This window comes from Bacillus sp. F56 (assembly GCF_001748205.1).
In the GTDB taxonomy this organism is placed as follows: domain Bacteria; phylum Bacillota; class Bacilli; order Bacillales; family Bacillaceae; genus Bacillus; species Bacillus stercoris.
The window spans coordinates 204944-225119 of sequence record NZ_BDFC01000005.1; the positions used below are offsets into that span (position 1 = coordinate 204944).

The following is a 20176-nucleotide window of genomic DNA, read 5'->3' on the forward strand; positions in this document are numbered from 1 at the left end:
ATTGTGACGGTTCGCTTCATTATATATAGTTATAAACTGCGCCGCCGAGGAGCCTTTTTACAAATCAAGGCGCCTATGAAGGCCAGACTCACATAGCCAAACAAAGGATAAATAGTTGAAATGAGCTTTCCGTACCCTATTTGGCTCGTGATATAAGCCGTGATCATAATGGCTGCAAAGATATATTTGCTTTTTATTGGAAGAAAACTCTGTACTTGTTTTTCTAATCCATATAAATTACCGATAACTGATGTGAACACTTCTCCGAAAATAATGAGTAAATAAATCAAATGGACAGATCTTGCAAAAAGATAAACCACTTGCGCCATCGGTATATCATACAAAAATACATCCGGAAGAGTCGACAAAGACAGAAAGCTCGCGGACAGCACAATCGTCAGCATCGTGCCTCCGATTAAAGCGCCTTTTTTGATCACTTTCTCCGAAGACATTTCATTCGCCAGAGGAACCAAAACCGCTTGGGCAAGCGATAAATTCAAAGCCCCGTAAGAAAAGGCTGATAACAGCCAATCCCAGCGATGCGGCCAGACCCACTGAGCTGCGTTTCGTGATTCACTGAATATAAAAGAGTCGGCCACTACAATCATTGAAAAGATGATTAAAAGGGGAACAACAAACACATTGACACCGAAAATGCCTTTTACTCCTCTGGTCATCACAATTAAGCTCAGACCGATTGTAATGAGCATCCCAATCTGAGCGGACATCCCCAATTGTTCCTCAAAAAGCGCCCCTGCTCCTGAGAGCATAACAGATGTAACTCCGAGGAGAACAAACAGCATAAATACATTGATAATCCGCCCAGCCGTCGCCCCGAACAAAAAGATGTTCATTTCTTGATATGACTTGGCATTGATTCGCTTTGAAATGATCATCAGCTTGGCGCCCAGTAACGTAAACATTCCGCCGCTGACGAGAATGCCGAATAAACCGAACCAGCCGAACTTCAGAAAAAACTCAACAATTTCTCTGCCAGTCGCAAATCCAGCTCCGACTACTGTGCCGACATACACAAAAGCAAGCTGACCTGCAGACCCTTTTGATTGTTCCATTTCTCCCCTCCGAACGAACCGCAGTTTTGTCCATAGATGCCTTTTTATAACCTATGAGACAAGTTCCTTGAAAAGACGAAGAAAACATGTTTTACTTTGTAACAAATTAAAAAATATTGTGCAAAAGACTTGAAAGTCAAAGATGGTCAGAGTATACTATTAATCAAAGTTGGTCAAACAAACCGGCCTTTTTTAAAAAACATTTGGTCAAAGATAGTCAAAAAGTAAAGTTGCTTTGAGCATATTGTTTTGAATGCCGTTACGTTTGCCATATACTAATAGTCAAAGAAGGTCAAATTCAATAGACCTTTTTATTCACTTTTATTGGTCAAAGAAGATCAAATTATTAAGGAGGTTTTGGCAAATGCGTTGTCAACATTGTCATCAAAACGAGGCGACGATTCGCCTTAACATGCAAATAAATTCCGTTCATAAACAGATGGTTCTATGTGAAACTTGTTATAACGAACTGACCCGTAAACCTTCAATGAGTATGGGTCCTCAATCTTTCGGATTTCCTTTTGAACAGGCATTCCAGCCGAAAGAACAGAGCGCAGCAAAACAAAGCGAAAAAAAAGGGCTGCTTGATGAGCTGGCTCAAAATATTACAAACGGTGCTAAAGCCGGTCTCATCGATCCCGTCATCGGCCGTGATGATGAAGTGGCACGAGTGATCGAAATTCTAAACCGCCGCAACAAAAACAATCCGGTTCTTATTGGGGAGCCGGGTGTAGGGAAAACTGCCATCGCTGAAGGACTCGCTTTAAAAATTGCTGAAGGCGATGTTCCAAACAAACTGAAAAACAAAGAGCTATACTTGCTTGATGTTGCATCCCTTGTTGCAAATACAGGTATCAGAGGCCAATTTGAGGAGAGAATGAAACAGCTGATCACTGAGCTGAAGGAACGAAAAAATGTCATTCTCTTCATTGATGAAATTCATCTTCTCGTCGGCGCAGGCTCTGCAGAAGGATCAATGGACGCCGGCAATATTCTCAAACCGGCCCTAGCCAGAGGCGAACTGCAAGTCATTGGGGCGACAACACTGAAAGAATACCGTCAAATCGAAAAAGATGCTGCGCTGGAAAGACGTTTTCAGCCTGTCATGGTGCAGGAGCCTTCAATTGAACAAGCTATCCTCATTCTGCAAGGGATTAAAGACAAATATGAGGCGTACCATGGCGTGACATTCAGTGATGAAGCAATCAAAGCATGTGTCACGTTATCATCCCGCTACATTCAGGACAGACACCTGCCGGATAAAGCAATTGATTTATTAGATGAAGCAGGTTCAAAAGCCAACCTGTTAATCGATGAACTGAATGATGAGGATGCGGCTGAACGCTTAACTGCAATTGAAGCCGAAAAAACCAAAGCCCTTGAAGAAGAAAATTACGAACTGGCGGCAAAACTCCGTGATGAAGAAATCGCATTGGAGAAAAAACTGAACAGCTCCTCCGCTCAAACCGCTGTCACTGTGGAAGCTGAGCACATTCAGGAAATGGTTGAACAAAAAACAGGCATTCCTGTCGGCAAACTGCAGGCAGACGAACAAACAAAAATGAAAGAGCTTGAAGCAAAACTTCATGAACGCGTGATCGGACAAGAATCCGCTGTTCAAAAAGTGGCAAAAGCGGTAAGACGAAGCCGCGCCGGATTAAAATCCAAAAACAGACCAGTCGGCTCCTTCCTCTTTGTCGGTCCTACCGGCGTAGGGAAAACAGAGCTCTCTAAAACACTGGCGGATGAATTGTTCGGCACAAAAGACGCTATTATCCGTCTCGATATGAGCGAATACATGGAAAAACACGCCGTATCTAAGATTATCGGTTCACCTCCTGGATATGTCGGCCATGAGGAAGCTGGACAATTAACTGAAAAAGTGCGCCGCAATCCTTACAGCATTGTGTTGCTGGATGAGATTGAAAAAGCACACCCAGACGTTCAGCATATGTTCCTGCAAATTATGGAAGATGGCCGTCTGACAGACAGCCAAGGCAGAACCGTAAGCTTTAAAGACACTGTGATCATTATGACAAGCAATGCGGGTGCTGGCGAGAAACAAACGAAAGTCGGTTTCCAATCAGATGACAGTGTCATCGAAGAACAAACATTGATTGATTCACTGAGCATGTACTTTAAACCTGAGTTCCTCAACCGTTTTGACAGCATTATTGAGTTCCGCTCATTGGAAAAAGAACATCTGGTCAAAATCGTCAGCCTTCTTCTTGGAGAACTTGAAGATACATTGGCTGAACGGGGCATCAGCTTGCATGTGACAGCTGAAGCGAAAGAAAAAATCGCTGAGCTGGGCTACCACCCTTCATTCGGTGCACGTCCGCTTAGAAGAACCATCCAAGAATGGATTGAGGATGAAATGACTGATCTGCTGCTTGATAACAGCGAGATCACAAGTTTCCACGTCATTTTAGAAGATGATAAAATCAAAGTGCAAGCGAAATAACAATTAGCGGTTTCCTTTTAGGAAGCCGCTTTTTTATGCATTCATACTCTTGACTGAGAAAATACAGTCCCTTCCCCTGAAGCGCTGATTCCTTTCATCCTTTACACTTTTCTTAAGGAGGGATGGAACATGTTTATATATAGTGAATATGTATTTCTACTATTATATGAATACAGTCTGAAGGACAGCTTGCAAACAAACTGCCAATTTCATTAAACCCCCGGGCTTTTCAATTTTGAAAAGTCCGTTTTTGTTTATTTCTCCCTTCTATGCCTCTTCCTTGAATATTTCATGAACAAATTCACAATGTCCCTAAAGTTCCGGGCACCAAAACCGATATTAACCATAGACAAGCTAGTAAAAAAGGATTTGGTGAAAACTATGGATAAAACTTCGTTAATCGGTATTATTCTTGCTTTTGTGGCATTGAGTGTGGGAATGGTTCTGAAAGGCGTCAGCTTCAACGCGCTTGCAAACCCCGCCGCCATTTTAATTATTATCGCCGGGACAATCTCAGCAGTCGTTATTGCGTTCCCAACAAAAGAAATTAAAAAAGTGCCTGCGCTGTTCCGAGTGCTATTTAAGGAAAATAAACAGCTGACAATAGAGGAACTCATTCCTATGTTCTCTGAATGGGCCCAGCTTGCACGCCGTGAAGGTCTGCTTGCTTTAGAAGCAAGCATTGAGGATGTAGATGATGCTTTCTTGAAAAACGGGCTCAGCATGGCTGTTGACGGGCAAAGCGCGGAATTTATCAGAGATATCATGACAGAGGAAGTCGAAGCAATGGAGGACAGGCACCAAGCCGGAGCCGCTATCTTTACACAAGCGGGAACGTACGCGCCAACACTTGGAGTACTCGGCGCTGTAATCGGGCTAATTGCCGCCCTCTCTCATATGGATAACACAGATGAGCTTGGACACGCCATCAGTGCTGCCTTTGTTGCCACACTTCTTGGTATCTTCACAGGATATGTGTTATGGCATCCCTTCGCAAATAAATTAAAGCGAAAATCAAAACAAGAAGTAAAACTGCGTGAAGTCATGATTGAGGGTGTGTTATCCGTTTTAGAAGGACAGGCACCGAAAGTCATCGAACAAAAGCTTTTAATGTATCTTCCTGCGAAGGACCGCTTGAAATTTGCAGAACAAGGAGAGGCGCAAAATGGCGAGAAAAAAGAAGAAGAAGCATGAGGACGAGCACGTTGATGAATCATGGCTCGTGCCTTACGCCGACATCCTTACTCTTCTCCTGGCATTGTTTATTGTGCTGTACGCGAGCAGCTCAATTGACGCAGCTAAGTTTCAAATGCTTTCAAAATCATTTAATGAAGTCTTTACAGGCGGCACCGGCGTACTGGACTACTCCAGTGTCACTCCTCCTGAAAACGAGTCAGACGGCATCGATGAAGTGAAAAAGGAAAAAGAAGAGAAAGAGAAAAACAAGAAAGAAAAAGAAAAAGCAGCTGATCAAGAAGAACTTAAAAATGTGAAGAGCCAGGTGGAAAAATTCATCAAAGATAAAAAGCTGGAACATCAGCTTGAGACGAAGATGACTAGTGAAGGCCTCCTGATTACGATTAAAGACAGCATTTTCTTTGACTCTGGAAAAGCGACCATTCGTAAGGAAGACGTACCGCTTGCAAAGGAGATTTCAAATCTTCTTGTGATTAACCCGCCAAGAAATATCATTATCAGCGGACATACTGATAATATGCCAATTAAAAATTCTGAATTCCAATCAAACTGGCATTTAAGCGTCATGAGAGCGGTAAACTTTATGGGGCTTTTGATTGAAAACCCCAAGCTCGATGCTAAAGTGTTCAGTGCCAAGGGTTATGGCGAGTACAAACCGGTGGCTTCCAACAAAACTGCGGAAGGCCGAAGCAAAAACCGGCGGGTTGAAGTTCTCATCCTGCCAAGAGGCGCAGCGGAAACAAATGAAAAATAGAAAAAAAGGAAGCCCTGTGACATATCAGGCTTCCTTTTTTTACTTATTGTGAAACTGTTTTGCGTTTAACCCTACTCTTTTTAACATTTCAGTGCACATCTCTACCTCTTCTTCGCTTAATACGCTGATCATTTCATCAATTTCAGCAGCGTGATCAGGGAAAATATCGTTCAAAAGACCGATGCCTTTTTCAGTAATTTGTGCAAATGTCACCCGTCTGTCTGTAGGAGAAGCTTTCCGAATGAGAAGTTCTTTTTGCTCCAGCTTATCTACAACGTATGTGATGCTCCCGCTAGCCAATAGAATTTTATCCCCTATCTGCTGCAGCGGCTGATCGCCTTTATGATATAAAAGCTCTAGTACAGCAAATTCAGTCGGATTCAGCCCGTGCTTATGAATATGCTTATTCATATGATCATTAATAGACCGATACGCGCGCGACAGCACGATAAATAACTTCAGTGATTTTTCTGTCATGTCTCAATCATCCTTTTAGAAACCGTTACAGAGAAACATTAATAAACAAAGACCAAAATGTCAATAAAAATCTTTCCAATATTTCTCTTCTTTTTTAAAATGTTAGCTGCTCAACATCTTTTTCTAATTTTTTTGGTTATTTTTTCTTATTAAAGAAGAAGAAACAATGATATAATACCTCTAATCAGGTGTATGTTGGAGCGATGCAAATTGAAAATACTAAAAGGCGCCTGCGGGAGAGTCAAACTTTATATCATACTAGTCGTGATTCCGGCAATCGTCATCAGCTTTTTCGTATATGAAAAAGAAAAAGATACAATAGCTGCAGAACATAAGCAAGAAGCAAGTGTCCTGCTAAACCTTCACCGCAATAAAATCAATTATTTAATCGGAGAAACGATGGCACGAATGACCTCCTTGTCCATCGCCATTGACAGACCGGTTGATATAAAGAAAATGCAGTCGATTTTGGAAAAGACCTTTGATTCAGAGCCGAGATTTTCCGGCCTCTATTTTCTAAATGCCAAAGGAGACGTCACCGCAAGCACAACCGAATTAAAAACGAAAGTAAACCTGGCCGACAGATCTTTTTTTACAAAAGCAAAGGAAACAAAAAAGACAGTCATTTCAGATAGTTATTCGAGCAGAATTACAGGCCAGCCCATTTTTACAATTTGTGTCCCTGTTTTGGACTCAAAACAAAATGTGACAGATTATCTTGTCGCAGCTATTCAAATTGATTATTTGAAAAATCTCATTAACTTGCTGAGCCCTGATGTTTATATTGAAGTCGTGAACCAAGACGGGAAAATGATTTTTGCGAGCGGACAGGCCTCCCGTGTAAAAGATCAGAAACCTGTCAGCGGATATCTGGATGATATTAGCTGGAATATGAAAGTATATCCGAACCCTGTCACAATAGAAGAATTGACAAAAAGCCTTGTACTTCCGCTTTCATGCAGTATTGTGCTGCTGAATATCCTTTTTATTCTCGTGCTGTATTATTTGCTGAAGCGCCAGACCCAGCTGGAGCGCTCAGAAAATGAGGCGCAAAAATTAGAGCTGATCGGGACGCTTGCTGCCAGCACAGCCCATGAAATCCGTAACCCTCTCACAGGGATAAGCGGCTTTATTCAGCTGTTGCAGAAGAAATATAAAGGTGAGGAAGATCAGCTTTACTTCTCCATTATCGAACAGGAGATCAAGCGCATCAATCAAATTGTGAGTGAGTTTCTCGTTCTCGGCAAGCCGACAGCTGAAAAATGGGAACTGAACTCGCTTCAGGACATTATCGGAGAAATTATGCCGATCATCTATTCTGAGGGGAACCTATACAATGTTGAAGTCGAATTACAGTATTTAACCGAGCAGCCCTTACTCGTAAAATGTACAAAAGACCATATTAAACAAGTGATTTTAAATGTGGCAAAAAATGGACTCGAGTCAATGCCTGAAGGAGGCAAACTGACGATCTCCCTAGGAGCTTTAGATAAAAAAGCCATAATCAAAGTTGTGGATAACGGTGAAGGGATTTCTCAGGAAATGCTGGATCACATCTTCCTTCCCTTTGTTACTTCTAAAGAAAAAGGAACCGGTCTCGGCCTTGTCGTTTGTAAACGGATCGTGCTGATGTACGGAGGCTCTATTCATATTGAAAGTGAAGTGCGAAGAGGCACAGAGGTGACAATTACCCTCCCCGTGTCCGCTTCATAACCCCCCTGACCTTGTCAGGAGGGTTTTTTTATCTTCGCGACCGGGCATTGCCATTCGACTTGCCTGCTGGACTGCCGGAAAAAAGGATTTTGATGAAACGCAGCAGCATTTTCAGAAGCCAAAAAAACATAAAAAATACTAAAAAACCCTTTATGCCTTCTGTGGCATCTAAAAATTCCATATTCCCTCTCCCCGTCACTTTTTGCTGAATCTCAATCGCAAATACGATCACAATGATAACTGTAACAGTATAGATAAAGGACAAGGCTGTTATACTCCATTTAGAAAGCCACGTAAACACAACATGAGTGAAACCGAAAAAAAGAATGCCAAAAATGCCGATCACCCAAAAATGCATTTCTTTGTCAGTTAAATGAATGCCGAATATTCCACATATAGAAATAAAAGCATCATGAAATTCATTGACCATTTCAGTAATAAGAATCGCCAGTTCTTTCATTAGTTCCCTCTTTCATATGAAATTTTCCAGAAAAAAAGAGCGCTTCTGAAAAGCTCTCTCTCTTTATATATGCATCTGATAGGCCGCTATTTATTTGCATCATATGCTGGCATAACATCTCTGCGGGGCCACAAGCCTAATTTCTTTACAAGACCTTGAATCCCTTGGGAATGTTCGTTTTCTTGCATAAGCTGGTGATATTCATTTATTAAACAATCCAGCTCCTGACTGTGCCTGATCGTGTCATGCCCTGTAAATCCCTGCTTTCTAGCGGCATCTATCATTAACTTTCTTTTTTCATCAATAGACACCAACAATCTTTCTTGTTCAGAAGAACCGCCCATTCACTTCACCCCTCGCCGCTAAGAAATAGGAAACAAGTTTGATTGGGTTATTGTGCATTATTACAGATTATACTTTATTTGTAAACATATTTTCATTAAATAAGTTAATTTTTCAGGTATAATAGATATATTGATAGGATTAGAAGAACAATACCCAGGTGAAGAATATCTTAAACACGCCGCCAGGCAGGAGGTATGCCCAATGAAGAAAAAGAAAGCAATAATGCTCGGAGCCGCAGGCGGAAAAGCGATTTTAAAGAGGAAAAACCGAAAAAAATGTATCCAGCACATCACTACTTTTTTTCAGATGCTTCGCGATTGGCGAAATGGCAATTACCCTCGTTCACAGGTTAAAACACTTTTGCTGCTAACTGCTGCCATCTTGTATATCGTCATGCCGCTCGATATCATTCCAGACGTTATACTAGGTCTTGGATTTATTGACGATGCAGCTGTCTTAGGTTTCATTTGGATGCTAATTAAAAAAGAACTGTCACAGTATGAAAAGTGGCGTTTGCAATAAATATAAAAAGCCCCGTTCGGTGAACGGGGCTTTCTCATGCTTATTGACTCACGCTGTTTTTTTCATAAATCGGAACCCAGCCTTCAGTTGTGACAAAAATTCTCACCGCGACAACTTTGCGGTCCTCCTGAAGCGTGAAGTAATGGCGGATATTCTCAGGCACGGAGATTAAATCTCCAGGGTTCAAACGGACATCAAAAAACGTGCCGTCCTTGCCTTGAATGACAAAAATACCGTGTCCGCTTACGATAAAACGAACCTCATCGTCTGTATGGTGATGCTCTCTTTTAAAATTTTCAAGCAGTTCATCAAGTTTCGGGTTGCTGTCTGACAATGAAATAACATCCTGTGCTTTGTAGCCCCGGCGGGTTGAGATGTCTTTAATTTCAGTTTCAAAGGTATCAAGAATTTGCTGTTTTTCTTCTTCTGTCAAATCATATTTCTCTGAGAGATGTTCCGGAAGCTTCGCGATATTCCATTGCTCATAAATAACCTCTTGACTGTCCAGAAAGTTTGCTACTTCCTCTTGATGTTCAATCGTTGTATTTGCCTCATCATGAATTCGAATTGTAGCCATTTCAATTCCTCCTTTTATTTAACCAGCTGATGCTGAAGGGTTTTCAATTTTAAATGGTAGCTGAACAAAAATTCAAACGCTTCAAGCACTCTTTTTGCTTCAAATGCTGTTCTCCCCCATGCGGTAATACCGTGATTGCGGATCAGAACAGCTCCTGAATCTTCTGAAACTTCTTTCTCAAACAGTGCCGCGAGCGTCGGAATATGAGCCGGATTTTCAATGATCGGAATGGTCACTTCTGCATTCTCTTCCCATAAGCCGAGTGCTTTTATAATTTCCTGGCCTCTGAATGTGATTTTCTTTTGGTCTCCGTATATCTCTGAAATCACATTATTGTTTACCGTATGGACATGCAGGCAGCATCCGGCATTGGTTTTATTGTACAAATGTGTATGAAGCAGTGTTTCCGCTGACGGTTTCAGAGAATGCCCGCTTTCAGCGGGCTCTCCATTTTGGTCGACCAAAAGAAAATCCTCATCCGTCTCTTTGCGTTTATCTTTTCCGCTTGCAGTGACGAGAAATGTTAAAGGCTTATCAGTAACCTTAATGGACAGATTGCCGCTAGTCGCCGGAAACCAATCTCTCTCTGCCAATTCCCGTTTTACTTCAGCGAGCTCTCGCCATCGTTCTTGTTTTGCAGCCATTCCTGTACCTCCGTTACATTCTCAATTTCTTTTATTATCTCATAAAAATCTTGATACGGGAGATGATTGAGGTTTTGCTCCTGGCATTCGTTTAATAAATAATCTCTTGCAAAGCATAAGTCAGACAGCTTTGCTGCCTCCACATCTGTAACCGAATCACCGATCATGATGATATATTGGTTTGGTTCAGAAAGTTCATGGATAACCGACGGCTTACAGCACCCGCATTGATTGCTGCATGTTCCCTTGCAAGAATGAGGCCAGTCAATATGAATATAGTCGTTGTCAAATGACGCATGATTGCAATAAACGCGATCTTTCTCCACGATGCCTTCAAGCAAAGGATATACAAAAAAGTCCATTCCTCCGCTTATGACATAAAACGGAATCTCATTCTCATTGATAAACGCTACAAATTCCCGAAAGCCTTCCCTGATTTTTGCATCTTCCAATACAAAACTTGTAATCTCTTCTTTTAAACGGCTGGGCAGAAGGCCGAACATCCGCCCGACACCTTCCTTGATCGACAGCTTTTTGGAAAGTACGCCGTCTTTTAATGCCACCCACTCCGGCGGAGCGAATGTTTTCATGATATTTATAATGTTGTCGTTCATCGTGATGGTTCCGTCAAAATCACATATAATCAAAGGTTTTCGAGTCGTCATACGGCTTCAGCCTTTCCCCATTTGTCTAGCGCAAGCTTAAGATCCTTGCATTGTTCGGCTTTTTCATCAATCGGCTGGGCTTCTAAGACCGCATCAATAATGGCTCTGAACGCACGCCCCCCGCCTTGGGCACCGTTTGGATGTCCATGTACGCCTCCTCCGGCGTTAATGATATGATCTATGCCGAAATCACGCATTAATAGCGGAACCATGCCGGGGTGAATGCCTGCTGACGGAACGGCAAATGTTTGGTTAAAAGCATCCTCTCTCACACATTCTTCATGAATGGCCAGCGCATCAGCTCTTGGCAGCGCAACCGAACCATATGGAGACGGAAAGAGGCTGAAGTCAGCACCGCAATATCGGTTTAATTTCCCGAGTAAAAGTGCATGAGAAAATCCGTAAAACGGAGAAGATGTAAAGGCCCCGCTGACCGCTGGATGCGCCATAATCGGAATTGCGATTTCAGGATCTTCCGCAAGGCTTTGCATAACGTCCAAGCCGTAAGCGAAGACATTAAACAAAAGCGCATCAGCCCCCAATTCGGCAGCACGTCTCGCTTTGTCTTTCAGATCGGCCGTGCGTCCAGTCAAATTCACCGCATACAGCGTTTTATGTCCGGTTTGCTCATACGTTTCTTTTAATATTTGCTTTCCTTCTGTAATTCTTGTTTCAAAAGGCGCTAGACCTGTCTCAAAGAAAATTTCATCGTCTTTAATCAAGTCAACTCCGCCAAGCGCCTGCTGTCGAAGCTGTTCTTTAATATCACTCAGGTCCCTTCCGATTACACCTTTAAATATGCTCATTAACAGCGGCCTTTCAAACTCTCCCAGCAGCTTCCGGATGCCGTATACGCCAAACTTTGGTCCCGGAAGTACACGCTTAAATGCTTCAGAGAAGTGAAGATCGATTAATTTGATTTTTCCGTCCAAGGACAGCTTGCCAAACACTGTTGTCAGCAAAGCCGGAATATCCTGAGAGAAATTGATTTCAGGATAGGCAATTGTGATGACGGCTTGTTTTTCTGATACAGAAGATCCCTCTCTCTCCTCAACATTTATCACCCGCCCCTTGTGCTTTTGCATTTGCTCCTGCTTTACAAGGGGGAGATCAGTCCAGGAGCCTACTGTCAATCCTGTTGCAATTTGTTCTGCTTTCTTCTCTGTATCAGCTCCCGGTTCTGTTAGAAGATATGTTGCTAATAACTCACTCATCCCAGAGCTCCTTTCATTTTCATCCATATCAAAAAACCTCTTCAAACTGCAATCGCGTCTGAAGAGGTTTCGTTTCTCGTCCGAATCTTATCTCTCAGCCGCTAGCTGCAAGAATTAGCACCGTGCTTTATAAGTCGGTTGCCGGGCTTCATCGGGCTCGTCCCTCTGCCTGCTCTTGATAAGAAAATATAGATTTTATAAATTATTTTGAATTATCCCATCGTTATAGGGTCTTGTCAATGGTTTTTTGGGTAAACAGGTTTAGTTTGCCAATTCGATAAGCGGCTTCCTTGAGCCTTTCTTCACTTGTTAAAAGTCCGACTCTGACGTAGCCCTCTCCGTATTCACCGAAGCCGTTTCCAGCCGCAACCGCCACATTCGCTTTTTCCAGCAAAAGGTCTGAGAACTTCTCAGAAGTATAGCCTTCAGGTACAGGCAGCCATGCAAAAAATGACCCTGCCGGAGCTGTCACATCCCAGCCAATTTCACGGCATGCAGCAATCCAAGCGTTTCGCCTGCTCTCATATCGGGCATTTTGCTCTGCCACACACCTCTGATCAGCTAACAGTGCCTCTGCTGCAGCCTCCTGAGTCGCTCTGAAAAGACTGACAAACATATGGTCTTGATAAAGATTGATTGCTTCAATGACCGAAGCGTTTCCGACGGCAAAGCCAACCCGCCATCCTGCCATGTTATACGTTTTTGACAGCGTGTAAATTTCAATTCCAATATCCTTTGCACCTTCAGTCTGCAAAAAGCTTAAAGGCTTACAGCCGTCAAACCCTACAGCGCCGTAAGCAAAATCATGAACGACGCAGATTCCGTTTTCTTTTGCAAAGCTCACGGTTTCTTCAAAGAATTTAGAGGTAGCAACAGCTCCAGTCGGATTATTCGGATAATTTAAATACATCAATTTCGCTTGTTCTCTCACCTGAGCGGGGATGCTGCTGTAATCGGGAAGAAACGCCCTGTCCTTTACGAGCGGCATCATTTCCATCTTCGCTTTCGCGAGTGTGACACCAGACCAGTAATCAGGGTAGCCCGGATCGGGAACTAAGATCGTATCACCGGGATTCAACAAGCATTGCGGGAGCTCGACAAGGCCGGCTTTTCCGCCAAATAATACAGCGACTTCGGTTTCCGGATCCAGATCAATGCCGTACTCTCTTTTGTAAAATGCAGCAGCCGCTGACTTTAGGCTGTATGAGCCGCGAAAAGACGAATATTTATGATTCTCAGGATCAGCAACAGCTCGTTTCATTTCCTCGACGATATGTTCCGGAGTCGGCTGATCTGGATTTCCCTGTCCTAGATTGATAACGTCGTGTCCCTCTGCGAGCTTTCGGTTCACTTTCTGCACCAGCGAAGCGAAGAATTGTTTAGGCAATGTCTTCAATACATGAGACTGTTCAAATTTCATCTATTCTCACCTTCTAAAAAAATCTTGAAATGATAGTCCATCATCATATATGGTTAAATGAAAAAAGTAAAGAAAAATTTGGGGTGTTAAAAAGATGAAATGGACGATATCTTGTCTTCAATTTGATATTTCATATGGTAAACCTTCGGAAAACATAAAAAAGGCTGAATTTTTGATCGAAAAAGAAAGCAAACATGCTGATGTTCTTGTTCTGCCTGAATTATGGACGACCGGATATGATCTGGCCAATCTTGATGAACTCGCTGATGAAGACGGCCATTTTGTTCAGAGCTGGCTGAAGAAAACGGCAAAAAAACATGGAGTCCATATTGTCGCCGGATCGGTCGCTGCCAGAAAGGATTCTGATGTTTATAATACAATGTACATCGCGGATAAGGAAGGGCAAATCATTAAAGAGTACAGAAAAGCCCATCTTTTTCAGCTGATGGATGAGCATTTGTATTTATCAGCCGGTTCCGAAGATGGATGCTTTGAGCTTGACGGCGTCAAAAGCGCAGGATTCATCTGCTATGATATCCGTTTTCCGGAGTGGATCAGAAAACATACGACAAAAGGTGCCAACGTGCTGTTTATTTCCGCGGAATGGCCTCTCCCCCGACTCGATCATTGGAAAAGCCTGCTTATTGCCCGTGCCATTGAAAATCAATGCTTTGTCGCAGCCTGCAATTGCACTGGTTCAAATCCAGATAATGAATTTGCAGGCCATAGCCTGATTATTGATCCATGGGGGCGTGTACTTGCTGAAGGCGGCCGTGAGGAAGGCATAGTCCGTGCGGAAATCGACCTTCATAAAAGCGTCGAAGTACGGGAGAGCATCCCTGTTTTCGATGATATCAGAAAAGATTTATATTAAAAAATATATTGACAACTTATTAAAACACCTGTTAGTATGTTCATCAACTGATAAATTAGAATTGTTTAACAAATGAATATATTCTCTTATCGAGAGTTGGGCGAGGGATTTGGCCTTTTGACCCCAACAGCAACCGACCGTAATTCCATTGTGAAATGGGGCGCATCTTTTTCGCGCCGAGACGCTTGTCTCTTAAGGCACGGTGCTAATTCCATTCAGATCTGATCTGAGAGATAAGAGAGGCGGACATAGATGTTAAGCCTCCTTCTCTCTGAGAAGGAGGCTTTTTTACGGCCACATATTAAGTGATTACATAATTGGAGGTTATGATGATGGCAGTCACAAAAACACCTTTATACGAAACGTTAAATGAAAGTTCCGCTGTGGCATTGGCTGTGAAGCTCGGCTTATTTCCAAGCAAAAGCACCCTGACATGTCAGGAGATCGGCGATGGCAACTTAAATTACGTTTTTCATATTTATGATCAAGAACATGACAAAGCATTGATCATTAAACAGGCGGTTCCTTATGCAAAAGTGGTGGGAGAAAGCTGGCCGCTCACAATCGATCGTGCAAGAATCGAAAGCAGCGCTCTCATCCGTCAGGGCGAGCATGTGCCTCACTTGGTTCCAAGAGTGTTTTACTCTGATACGGAAATGGCGGTTACCGTCATGGAGGATCTCTCTCACCTGAAAATCGCAAGAAAAGGACTCATTGAGGGTGAAAATTATCCGCACCTGTCACGGCACATCGGTGAATTTTTAGGAAAAACACTTTTCTACTCATCAGATTACGCGCTTGAACCTAAGGTGAAAAAACAGCTTGTTAAACAGTTTACAAACCCTGAGCTATGCGACATTACGGAAAGACTTGTTTTTACAGATCCTTTCTTCGACCATGACACAAATGATTTTGAAGAAGAGCTTCGTCCTTTTGTCGAGAAGCTTTGGAATAATGACAACGTTAAAATCGAAGCCGCTAAGCTGAAAAAGTCATTTTTAACGTCTGCGGAAACGTTGATTCATGGTGATTTGCATACAGGAAGCATTTTCGCAAATGAGCACGAAACAAAGGTGATTGATCCTGAGTTTGCTTTTTACGGACCGATCGGCTTTGATGTAGGGCAATTTATCGCCAACTTATTTTTGAACGCACTCAGCCGTGACGGAGCTGACAGAGAGCCGTTATATGAACATGTCAACCAGGTCTGGGAAACGTTTGAAGAGACGTTTAGTGAAGCCTGGCAGAAGGACAGTCTGGATGTTTACGCCAACATCGACGGTTACCTCACTGATACGCTCAGCCATATTTTTGAAGAAGCAATCGGATTTGCGGGCTGTGAGCTGATACGACGCACGATCGGCCTTGCCCATGTAGCTGACCTGGATACGATCGTGCCGGTTGATAAACGAATCGGCAGAAAACGCTTGGCGCTCGAAACCGGCACAGCCTTTATCGAAAAACGTTCGGAATTCAAAACGATAACAGATGTGATTGAATTATTTAAGTTACTTGTAAAGGAATGATCCATTCATGACCCATTCATTTGCTGTTCCACGTTCTGTTGAATGGAAAGAAACAGCTATTACCATTTTAAATCAGCAAAAGCTTCCTGATGAGACGGAAAATTTGGAGCTGACGACGAAAGAGGATGTATTTGATGCGATTGTCACACTCAAAGTAAGGGGTGCTCCGGCGATCGGCATTACGGCTGCCTTCGGACTAGCGCTTGCTGCTAAAGACATTGAAACAGAGAATGTCACAGAATTCCGGCGCAGACTGGAAGACATCAAACAATATTTAAACAGCTCACGGCCTACAGCCATTAATTTGTCATGGGCACTTGAGAGACTGAGTCATTCGGTCGAAAACGCGATTTCCGTAAATGAAGCAAAAACAAACCTTGTCCATGAAGCAATTCAGATTCAGGTCGAGGATGAGGAAACGTGCCGGTTGATCGGCCAAAACGCCCTGCAGCTTTTCAAAAAAGGCGACAGGATCATGACGATCTGCAATGCCGGCTCAATCGCGACAAGCCGCTATGGAACGGCGCTAGCTCCGTTTTACTTGGCCAAACAAAAAGATTTGGGATTGCACATTTATGCCTGCGAAACAAGGCCTGTCCTGCAAGGATCACGCCTTACTGCTTGGGAGCTGATGCAGGGAGGCATTGATGTCACGCTAATTACAGACAGCATGGCCGCCCATACGATGAAGGAAAAACAAATTTCCGCTGTTATCGTCGGAGCTGACCGAATTGCAAAGAACGGTGATACGGCAAATAAAATCGGCACATACGGCCTTGCTATTTTAGCAAACGCCTTTGATATTCCGTTTTTTGTCGCCGCACCTTTATCTACATTTGATACGAAGGTCAAATGCGGCGCTGATATCCCGATAGAGGAGCGGGATCCCGACGAAGTCAGGCAGATTTCCGGAGTACGGACCGCTCCATCAGATGTGCCTGTCTTTAATCCCGCTTTTGACATTACACCTCATGATCTCATTTCAGGAATCATCACAGAAAAAGGGATTATGACCGGTAACTATGCAGAAGAGATTGAACAGTTGTTTAAAGGTGAAAAGGTGCATTAAAAAACCGCTGGACTTTGCTCATTTGGAGCTGAGTCAGCGGTTTTTTTGTTTCTTTTTGTTAACATTGATGATTTCATCTTTTTGAGCGCTTGATATGATATGCAGTTTTACAAACAGTTTGGCAAAAACGGCAATTTTCTCAGAGCGGCTCGGCTTCAATTACTTTGTCCTCCTTTTTCATCAGACCAACTTTTTTAACTTAATAAAATGATATGTCGTCAGTGAAAAAAGGGAACGTGCCATATGTTTTATTTTTCTTTATAGGAGATTTGCTCGATGTTCAGCAAAAATGCTTTGATATCAGTTTTGCTTCCGGCGTAGCCTGTTAACGCACTGTTTTTGCCAATCACTCTGTGACACGGAACAAAAATCGGCAGGTCGTTACGTTTATTAGCCTGTCCGACAGCGCGCACCGCCTTCGGACTCCCGACCGCAGCGGCAATATCAGCATAGCTTCGGGATTCACCATATGGGATCCTCTCCAGCGCCTCCCACACTTTTTTCTGAAAAGGTGTGCCCTTTTGGCTGAGCGGCAGGGAGAATGTCTTTCTTTCTCCGGCGAAATATTCATGAAGCTGTTTTTTCGCTTCTGCAAGAAGAGGTGTTTCCTTGTGTTCTGTCTTCTGAACGGTTTCTTTCCAATCCATCCAATCTTCCTGACTGAGAAATAGACGGGTGATCCTGCCCTCCTCTTCGGCAATGATAAATTCACCGAGCGGCGTTTCAGCTGTCATATAGTAATTCACTCATCATTCCTTCTTTCTTCAGCATTCTGTCTGACGGGAAGCGTAATATGAAAAACGGTGCCCTTTCCTTCTTCACTTTCGACCATAATCTCGCCTTGATGTTCTTCAATAATTTTATAGCTTACCATAAGACCAAGTCCAGTTCCCCGTTCCTTTGTCGTATAAAATGGTTCACCAAGGCGCTTTAATTTATCTTCTGTCATTCCAATCCCCTCGTCTTTTAAGGAGATGAGGACATGATCTTGATCCAGTACCCTTATCGTCACAAAAATGTTTCCGCCGTCAGGCATCACTTCGATGGCGTTTTTTAATATGTTGATAAAAACCTGTTTCAGCTGATTCGGTTCACAGTAGATCGGGGGAATGTCGTCCATTAAATCAAGCTGCATTTGTACATTGCTGAGATTGGCTTGCGCGTTTAGAAGGTCTATCGTGTCTCTCATAATTTGGGTAACATGTTTTTCCTCATACATAATGGCCTGGGGCTTGGCTAAAATCAAAAATTCGGTGATGATGGATTCGATGCGCTTTAGTTCTGAGGTGATCACGTTGAAGTAAAGGGCGTAGTCTCCCTCGACACTTCCTTTCAGGAGCTGAATGAAGCCTTTAAGAGCAGTCATCGGATTTCTGATTTCATGGGCAATGCCGGCTGCGAGTTCGCCGACAACATGAAGGGTATCTGATTTGCGCAGGCGTTCCTCCAATTCTTTTCGCTCTGTAACGTCTTTAAAGATAGCCAAGTTCATATTTTGAATAATATTCCGTTTAAATGAGAATTCGAGTTTTCGATTGTCACTGCTGCTTAGCAAAAATGGAATTTCGTTGTCCATTTCATCAAAATTAATCTGCCTTGCCGGTGATGCCAGATTTTCAATTTGATAAGCAGAAATAATATCTAGCAGGCTGTGCTGTTTGATCTCTTCATGTGACAGCCCCAAAATATGGCTTGCTAATGGGTTGGCGTCGATAATCCTGTATTGATTGTCGAACAATACATTGCCGTCCATTGAGCCGTTGAACACTTTTCTGAATTTCAGCTCGCTTTCCCGAAGCTCCTTCTCCATCCGCTTTCTGTCGCTGACATTTCTTAAGATCGTCAAATGCTGGTTTTCAAGTATGGTCCGCTTTGAAGTGAATTCGAGCTCTTTGAACTGCCCATTCCCCATTTGAAACAGCAGCTCTTCTCTGATCTCTCCGTATTTTGCATATTTCCTTTTCGTTATGCTGTATTTCTGCTGCGAGTCGACGAGAAAATCACACAGCTTTCTTTTCAACAGCAAGTTCATCGGCAGCTCAAAGATTTTGCAGGCTGATTGATTCGCCTTAACGATTCTTCCGTCATTCGACCAAATGATGATGGCGTCCATCGCATTTTCAAAGATTTCTCTGAACCGCTCCTCACTTTTAAAGAGCTGAAGCTCCATAGACCGCTTCTCTGTGATATCCCTCATAATAGACATATAAAAACCGCTGATGATGTTTGATGTAATCGTGAATTCAAATAGCTTTTGGACTCCTGAACGAAGCTTGACAGGCAGCTCCCCCTTCGCTTTTCCCTTGCGGTTGAGCGTCTTCCAGATATTGTCGAAATCTTTTCTTGAGCCGCTGTCTATAAACTCATACAACGATAAATGAGACAGCTCATTATGATTGATTTCGAAGCTTTTACAAAAGGACAAATTGGCATCAATAAAACCGCCATCTTTATCAAACAGGACGATTCCATCAACCGCTCTGTCAAACAAGTCCTTAAAAAGCTGTTCATTCATAGAGAATTCCCGCTCCAAAATCTTCTTAGAAGATATGTCTCTCATGACAACAAAAAAGAAATCCTCGCCAATGCCTCTTTTGGCCAGAAATTCTATGTATTTTGTCGCCCCGCAATCAAGCCTGATCGGGACCTCCTTCCACAGAAAACCTTTTTTAAAAAACTTCTTTACGGCAAGATTCAGTTCATCCTTTGGGATTGAAAACAAAAAATCCAAAACAGAACGTTCTTTTAAATCTTCCGAATCAACTTGAAGCATCCTTTCTGTTGCTTCATTCGCCTTAACGATTCGCATTTCGTTATCACAAATAAAAATAGCATCGAGCGTATTGTTGACAATCACTTGATGCTGATTCAATTCCTTTTTCAGTCGCGCGTTTTCTTCTTTGAGGCGATTCAGTTCCTCTCGCAGCTCCGAGTTTGTCTGGACATCAAGAGTTTCCATGCATGTACACTCCTTCTTCAAAACCTATCCCTCAATATTTCTACAAAATGCGGGAACTTCCTTCATTTGCCCTATAAATTTCAGAAAATTTCAGCGCCATTACATTCCGAAGACATTTTCTACGATCCTTACCGCCACTTTACATCGTCCTAACAATCAGCATTTTTTTAGATTCCTTTTTCATCTTTTATTTTAAAATATGTACCAGCAGGGAATAATCTCT

General features: G+C 42.8%; 20 protein-coding genes and 2 riboswitches. Of the genes, 8 read left to right on the forward strand and 12 right to left on the reverse strand.

The features are described 5' to 3' along the window. Positions 1–29: 29 nt before the first annotated feature. A complete protein-coding gene (locus BFW96_RS05580) occupies positions 30–1073 on the reverse strand; it encodes a YkvI family membrane protein (RefSeq protein WP_069838869.1) in 1044 nt (347 codons plus the stop codon). A gap of 364 nt (positions 1074–1437) precedes the next feature. Between BFW96_RS05580 and clpE the strand changes: the two genes are divergently transcribed. The 3 genes from clpE (at position 1438) to motB (ending at position 5488) form a co-directional block, all read left to right on the forward strand. Further along, positions 1438–3537, forward strand: a complete 2100-nt coding sequence (gene clpE / locus BFW96_RS05585; RefSeq protein ID WP_069838870.1) for an ATP-dependent protease ATP-binding subunit ClpE — start codon at positions 1438–1440, stop codon at positions 3535–3537. A 381-nt stretch (positions 3538–3918) separates the two neighbouring features. After that, entirely contained in the window at positions 3919–4731 is an 813-nt protein-coding gene (motA, locus tag BFW96_RS05590) for a flagellar motor stator protein MotA (protein WP_014663751.1), read from the forward strand. Continuing rightward, positions 4703–5488 (forward strand): flagellar motor protein MotB, encoded by a 786-nt coding sequence (gene motB, locus BFW96_RS05595; protein WP_014663750.1) that lies wholly within the window; start codon positions 4703–4705, stop codon positions 5486–5488. Before motA ends, motB begins: the two co-directional genes overlap by 29 nt. Before the next feature lie 39 nt (positions 5489–5527). On the opposite strand, the gene mhqR is transcribed toward motB, so the two are convergent. Further along, positions 5528–5965 carry a MarR family transcriptional regulator MhqR gene (mhqR, locus tag BFW96_RS05600; RefSeq protein ID WP_003232475.1) on the reverse strand — a complete coding sequence of 146 codons (438 nt, stop codon included), beginning with the start codon at positions 5963–5965 and terminating at the stop codon, positions 5528–5530. Between the two features lie 192 nt (positions 5966–6157). Between mhqR and kinD the strand changes: the two genes are divergently transcribed. Continuing rightward, positions 6158–7678, forward strand: coding sequence for a sporulation kinase KinD (gene kinD, locus BFW96_RS05605; RefSeq protein ID WP_080478213.1), 1521 nt, complete (start codon positions 6158–6160; stop codon positions 7676–7678). Between the two features lie 28 nt (positions 7679–7706). Here the strand turns inward: kinD and BFW96_RS05610 are convergent, their stop codons facing one another. Together BFW96_RS05610 and spo0E are read right to left on the reverse strand one after the other, a co-directional pair. Beyond that, entirely contained in the window at positions 7707–8138 is a 432-nt protein-coding gene (locus BFW96_RS05610) for a hypothetical protein (protein ID WP_069838871.1), read from the reverse strand. Between the two features lie 86 nt (positions 8139–8224). Then, complete coding sequence (spo0E, locus tag BFW96_RS05615) at positions 8225–8482, reverse strand: aspartyl-phosphate phosphatase Spo0E (RefSeq protein WP_003218598.1); 258 nt, start codon at positions 8480–8482, stop codon at positions 8225–8227. 202 nt (positions 8483–8684) lie between these two features. On the opposite strand from spo0E, the gene BFW96_RS05620 reads away from it, so the two are divergent. Further along, a complete protein-coding gene (locus BFW96_RS05620) occupies positions 8685–9005 on the forward strand; it encodes a YkvA family protein (RefSeq protein WP_014663747.1) in 321 nt (106 codons plus the stop codon). 40 nt (positions 9006–9045) lie between these two features. Here the strand turns inward: BFW96_RS05620 and mtnD are convergent, their stop codons facing one another. The 5 genes from mtnD to mtnE form a co-directional block, all read right to left on the reverse strand. Then, a complete protein-coding gene (gene mtnD, locus BFW96_RS05625) occupies positions 9046–9582 on the reverse strand; it encodes an acireductone dioxygenase (RefSeq protein ID WP_069838872.1) in 537 nt (178 codons plus the stop codon). 14 nt (positions 9583–9596) lie between these two features. After that, positions 9597–10226 (reverse strand): methylthioribulose 1-phosphate dehydratase, encoded by a 630-nt coding sequence (locus BFW96_RS05630; RefSeq protein ID WP_069838873.1) that lies wholly within the window; start codon positions 10224–10226, stop codon positions 9597–9599. Continuing rightward, positions 10184–10891: a 2-hydroxy-3-keto-5-methylthiopentenyl-1-phosphate phosphatase gene (mtnX, locus tag BFW96_RS05635; RefSeq protein WP_069838874.1), complete on the reverse strand. Its 708-nt coding sequence runs from the start codon at positions 10889–10891 to the stop codon at positions 10184–10186. The genes BFW96_RS05630 and mtnX overlap by 43 nt, the downstream gene beginning before the upstream one ends. Further along, positions 10888–12105 carry a 2,3-diketo-5-methylthiopentyl-1-phosphate enolase gene (gene mtnW, locus BFW96_RS05640; RefSeq protein ID WP_041521503.1) on the reverse strand — a complete coding sequence of 406 codons (1218 nt, stop codon included), beginning with the start codon at positions 12103–12105 and terminating at the stop codon, positions 10888–10890. The genes mtnX and mtnW overlap by 4 nt, the downstream gene beginning before the upstream one ends. An 84-nt stretch (positions 12106–12189) precedes the next feature. Then, a riboswitch (SAM riboswitch) is annotated at positions 12190–12290 on the reverse strand. A 38-nt stretch (positions 12291–12328) separates the two neighbouring features. Then, the gene (gene mtnE / locus BFW96_RS05645) at positions 12329–13525 is read right to left on the reverse strand and encodes a methionine-glutamine aminotransferase (protein ID WP_069838875.1); all 1197 of its coding nucleotides are present in this window, start codon (positions 13523–13525) and stop codon (positions 12329–12331) included. Between the two features lie 94 nt (positions 13526–13619). Here mtnE and BFW96_RS05650 point away from each other — a divergent pair, with 94 nt between their 5' ends. The 3 genes from BFW96_RS05650 (at position 13620) to mtnA (ending at position 16994) form a co-directional block, all read left to right on the forward strand. After that, positions 13620–14399: a carbon-nitrogen family hydrolase gene (locus BFW96_RS05650; protein WP_069838876.1), complete on the forward strand. Its 780-nt coding sequence runs from the start codon at positions 13620–13622 to the stop codon at positions 14397–14399. An 83-nt stretch (positions 14400–14482) separates the two neighbouring features. Continuing rightward, positions 14483–14639: riboswitch (SAM riboswitch) on the forward strand. A 92-nt stretch (positions 14640–14731) separates the two neighbouring features. Next, positions 14732–15925, forward strand: a complete 1194-nt coding sequence (mtnK, locus tag BFW96_RS05655; protein ID WP_069838877.1) for an S-methyl-5-thioribose kinase — start codon at positions 14732–14734, stop codon at positions 15923–15925. A gap of 7 nt (positions 15926–15932) precedes the next feature. After that, on the forward strand, positions 15933–16994 hold the full coding sequence (gene mtnA / locus BFW96_RS05660) for an S-methyl-5-thioribose-1-phosphate isomerase (RefSeq protein WP_069838878.1): 1062 nt from the start codon (positions 15933–15935) through the stop codon (positions 16992–16994). Between the two features lie 33 nt (positions 16995–17027). On the opposite strand, the gene BFW96_RS21390 is transcribed toward mtnA, so the two are convergent. From BFW96_RS21390 to kinE, 3 genes are all read right to left on the reverse strand, one after another. Continuing rightward, positions 17028–17153: a hypothetical protein gene (locus BFW96_RS21390; RefSeq protein ID WP_014663738.1), complete on the reverse strand. Its 126-nt coding sequence runs from the start codon at positions 17151–17153 to the stop codon at positions 17028–17030. 89 nt (positions 17154–17242) lie between these two features. Then, positions 17243–17740, reverse strand: coding sequence for a methylated-DNA--[protein]-cysteine S-methyltransferase (locus tag BFW96_RS05670; RefSeq protein ID WP_069838879.1), 498 nt, complete (start codon positions 17738–17740; stop codon positions 17243–17245). Beyond that, positions 17737–19953: a sporulation two-component system sensor histidine kinase KinE gene (kinE, locus tag BFW96_RS05675; RefSeq protein WP_069838880.1), complete on the reverse strand. Its 2217-nt coding sequence runs from the start codon at positions 19951–19953 to the stop codon at positions 17737–17739. Before kinE ends, BFW96_RS05670 begins: the two co-directional genes overlap by 4 nt. Between the last annotated feature and the right edge of the window lie 223 nt (positions 19954–20176).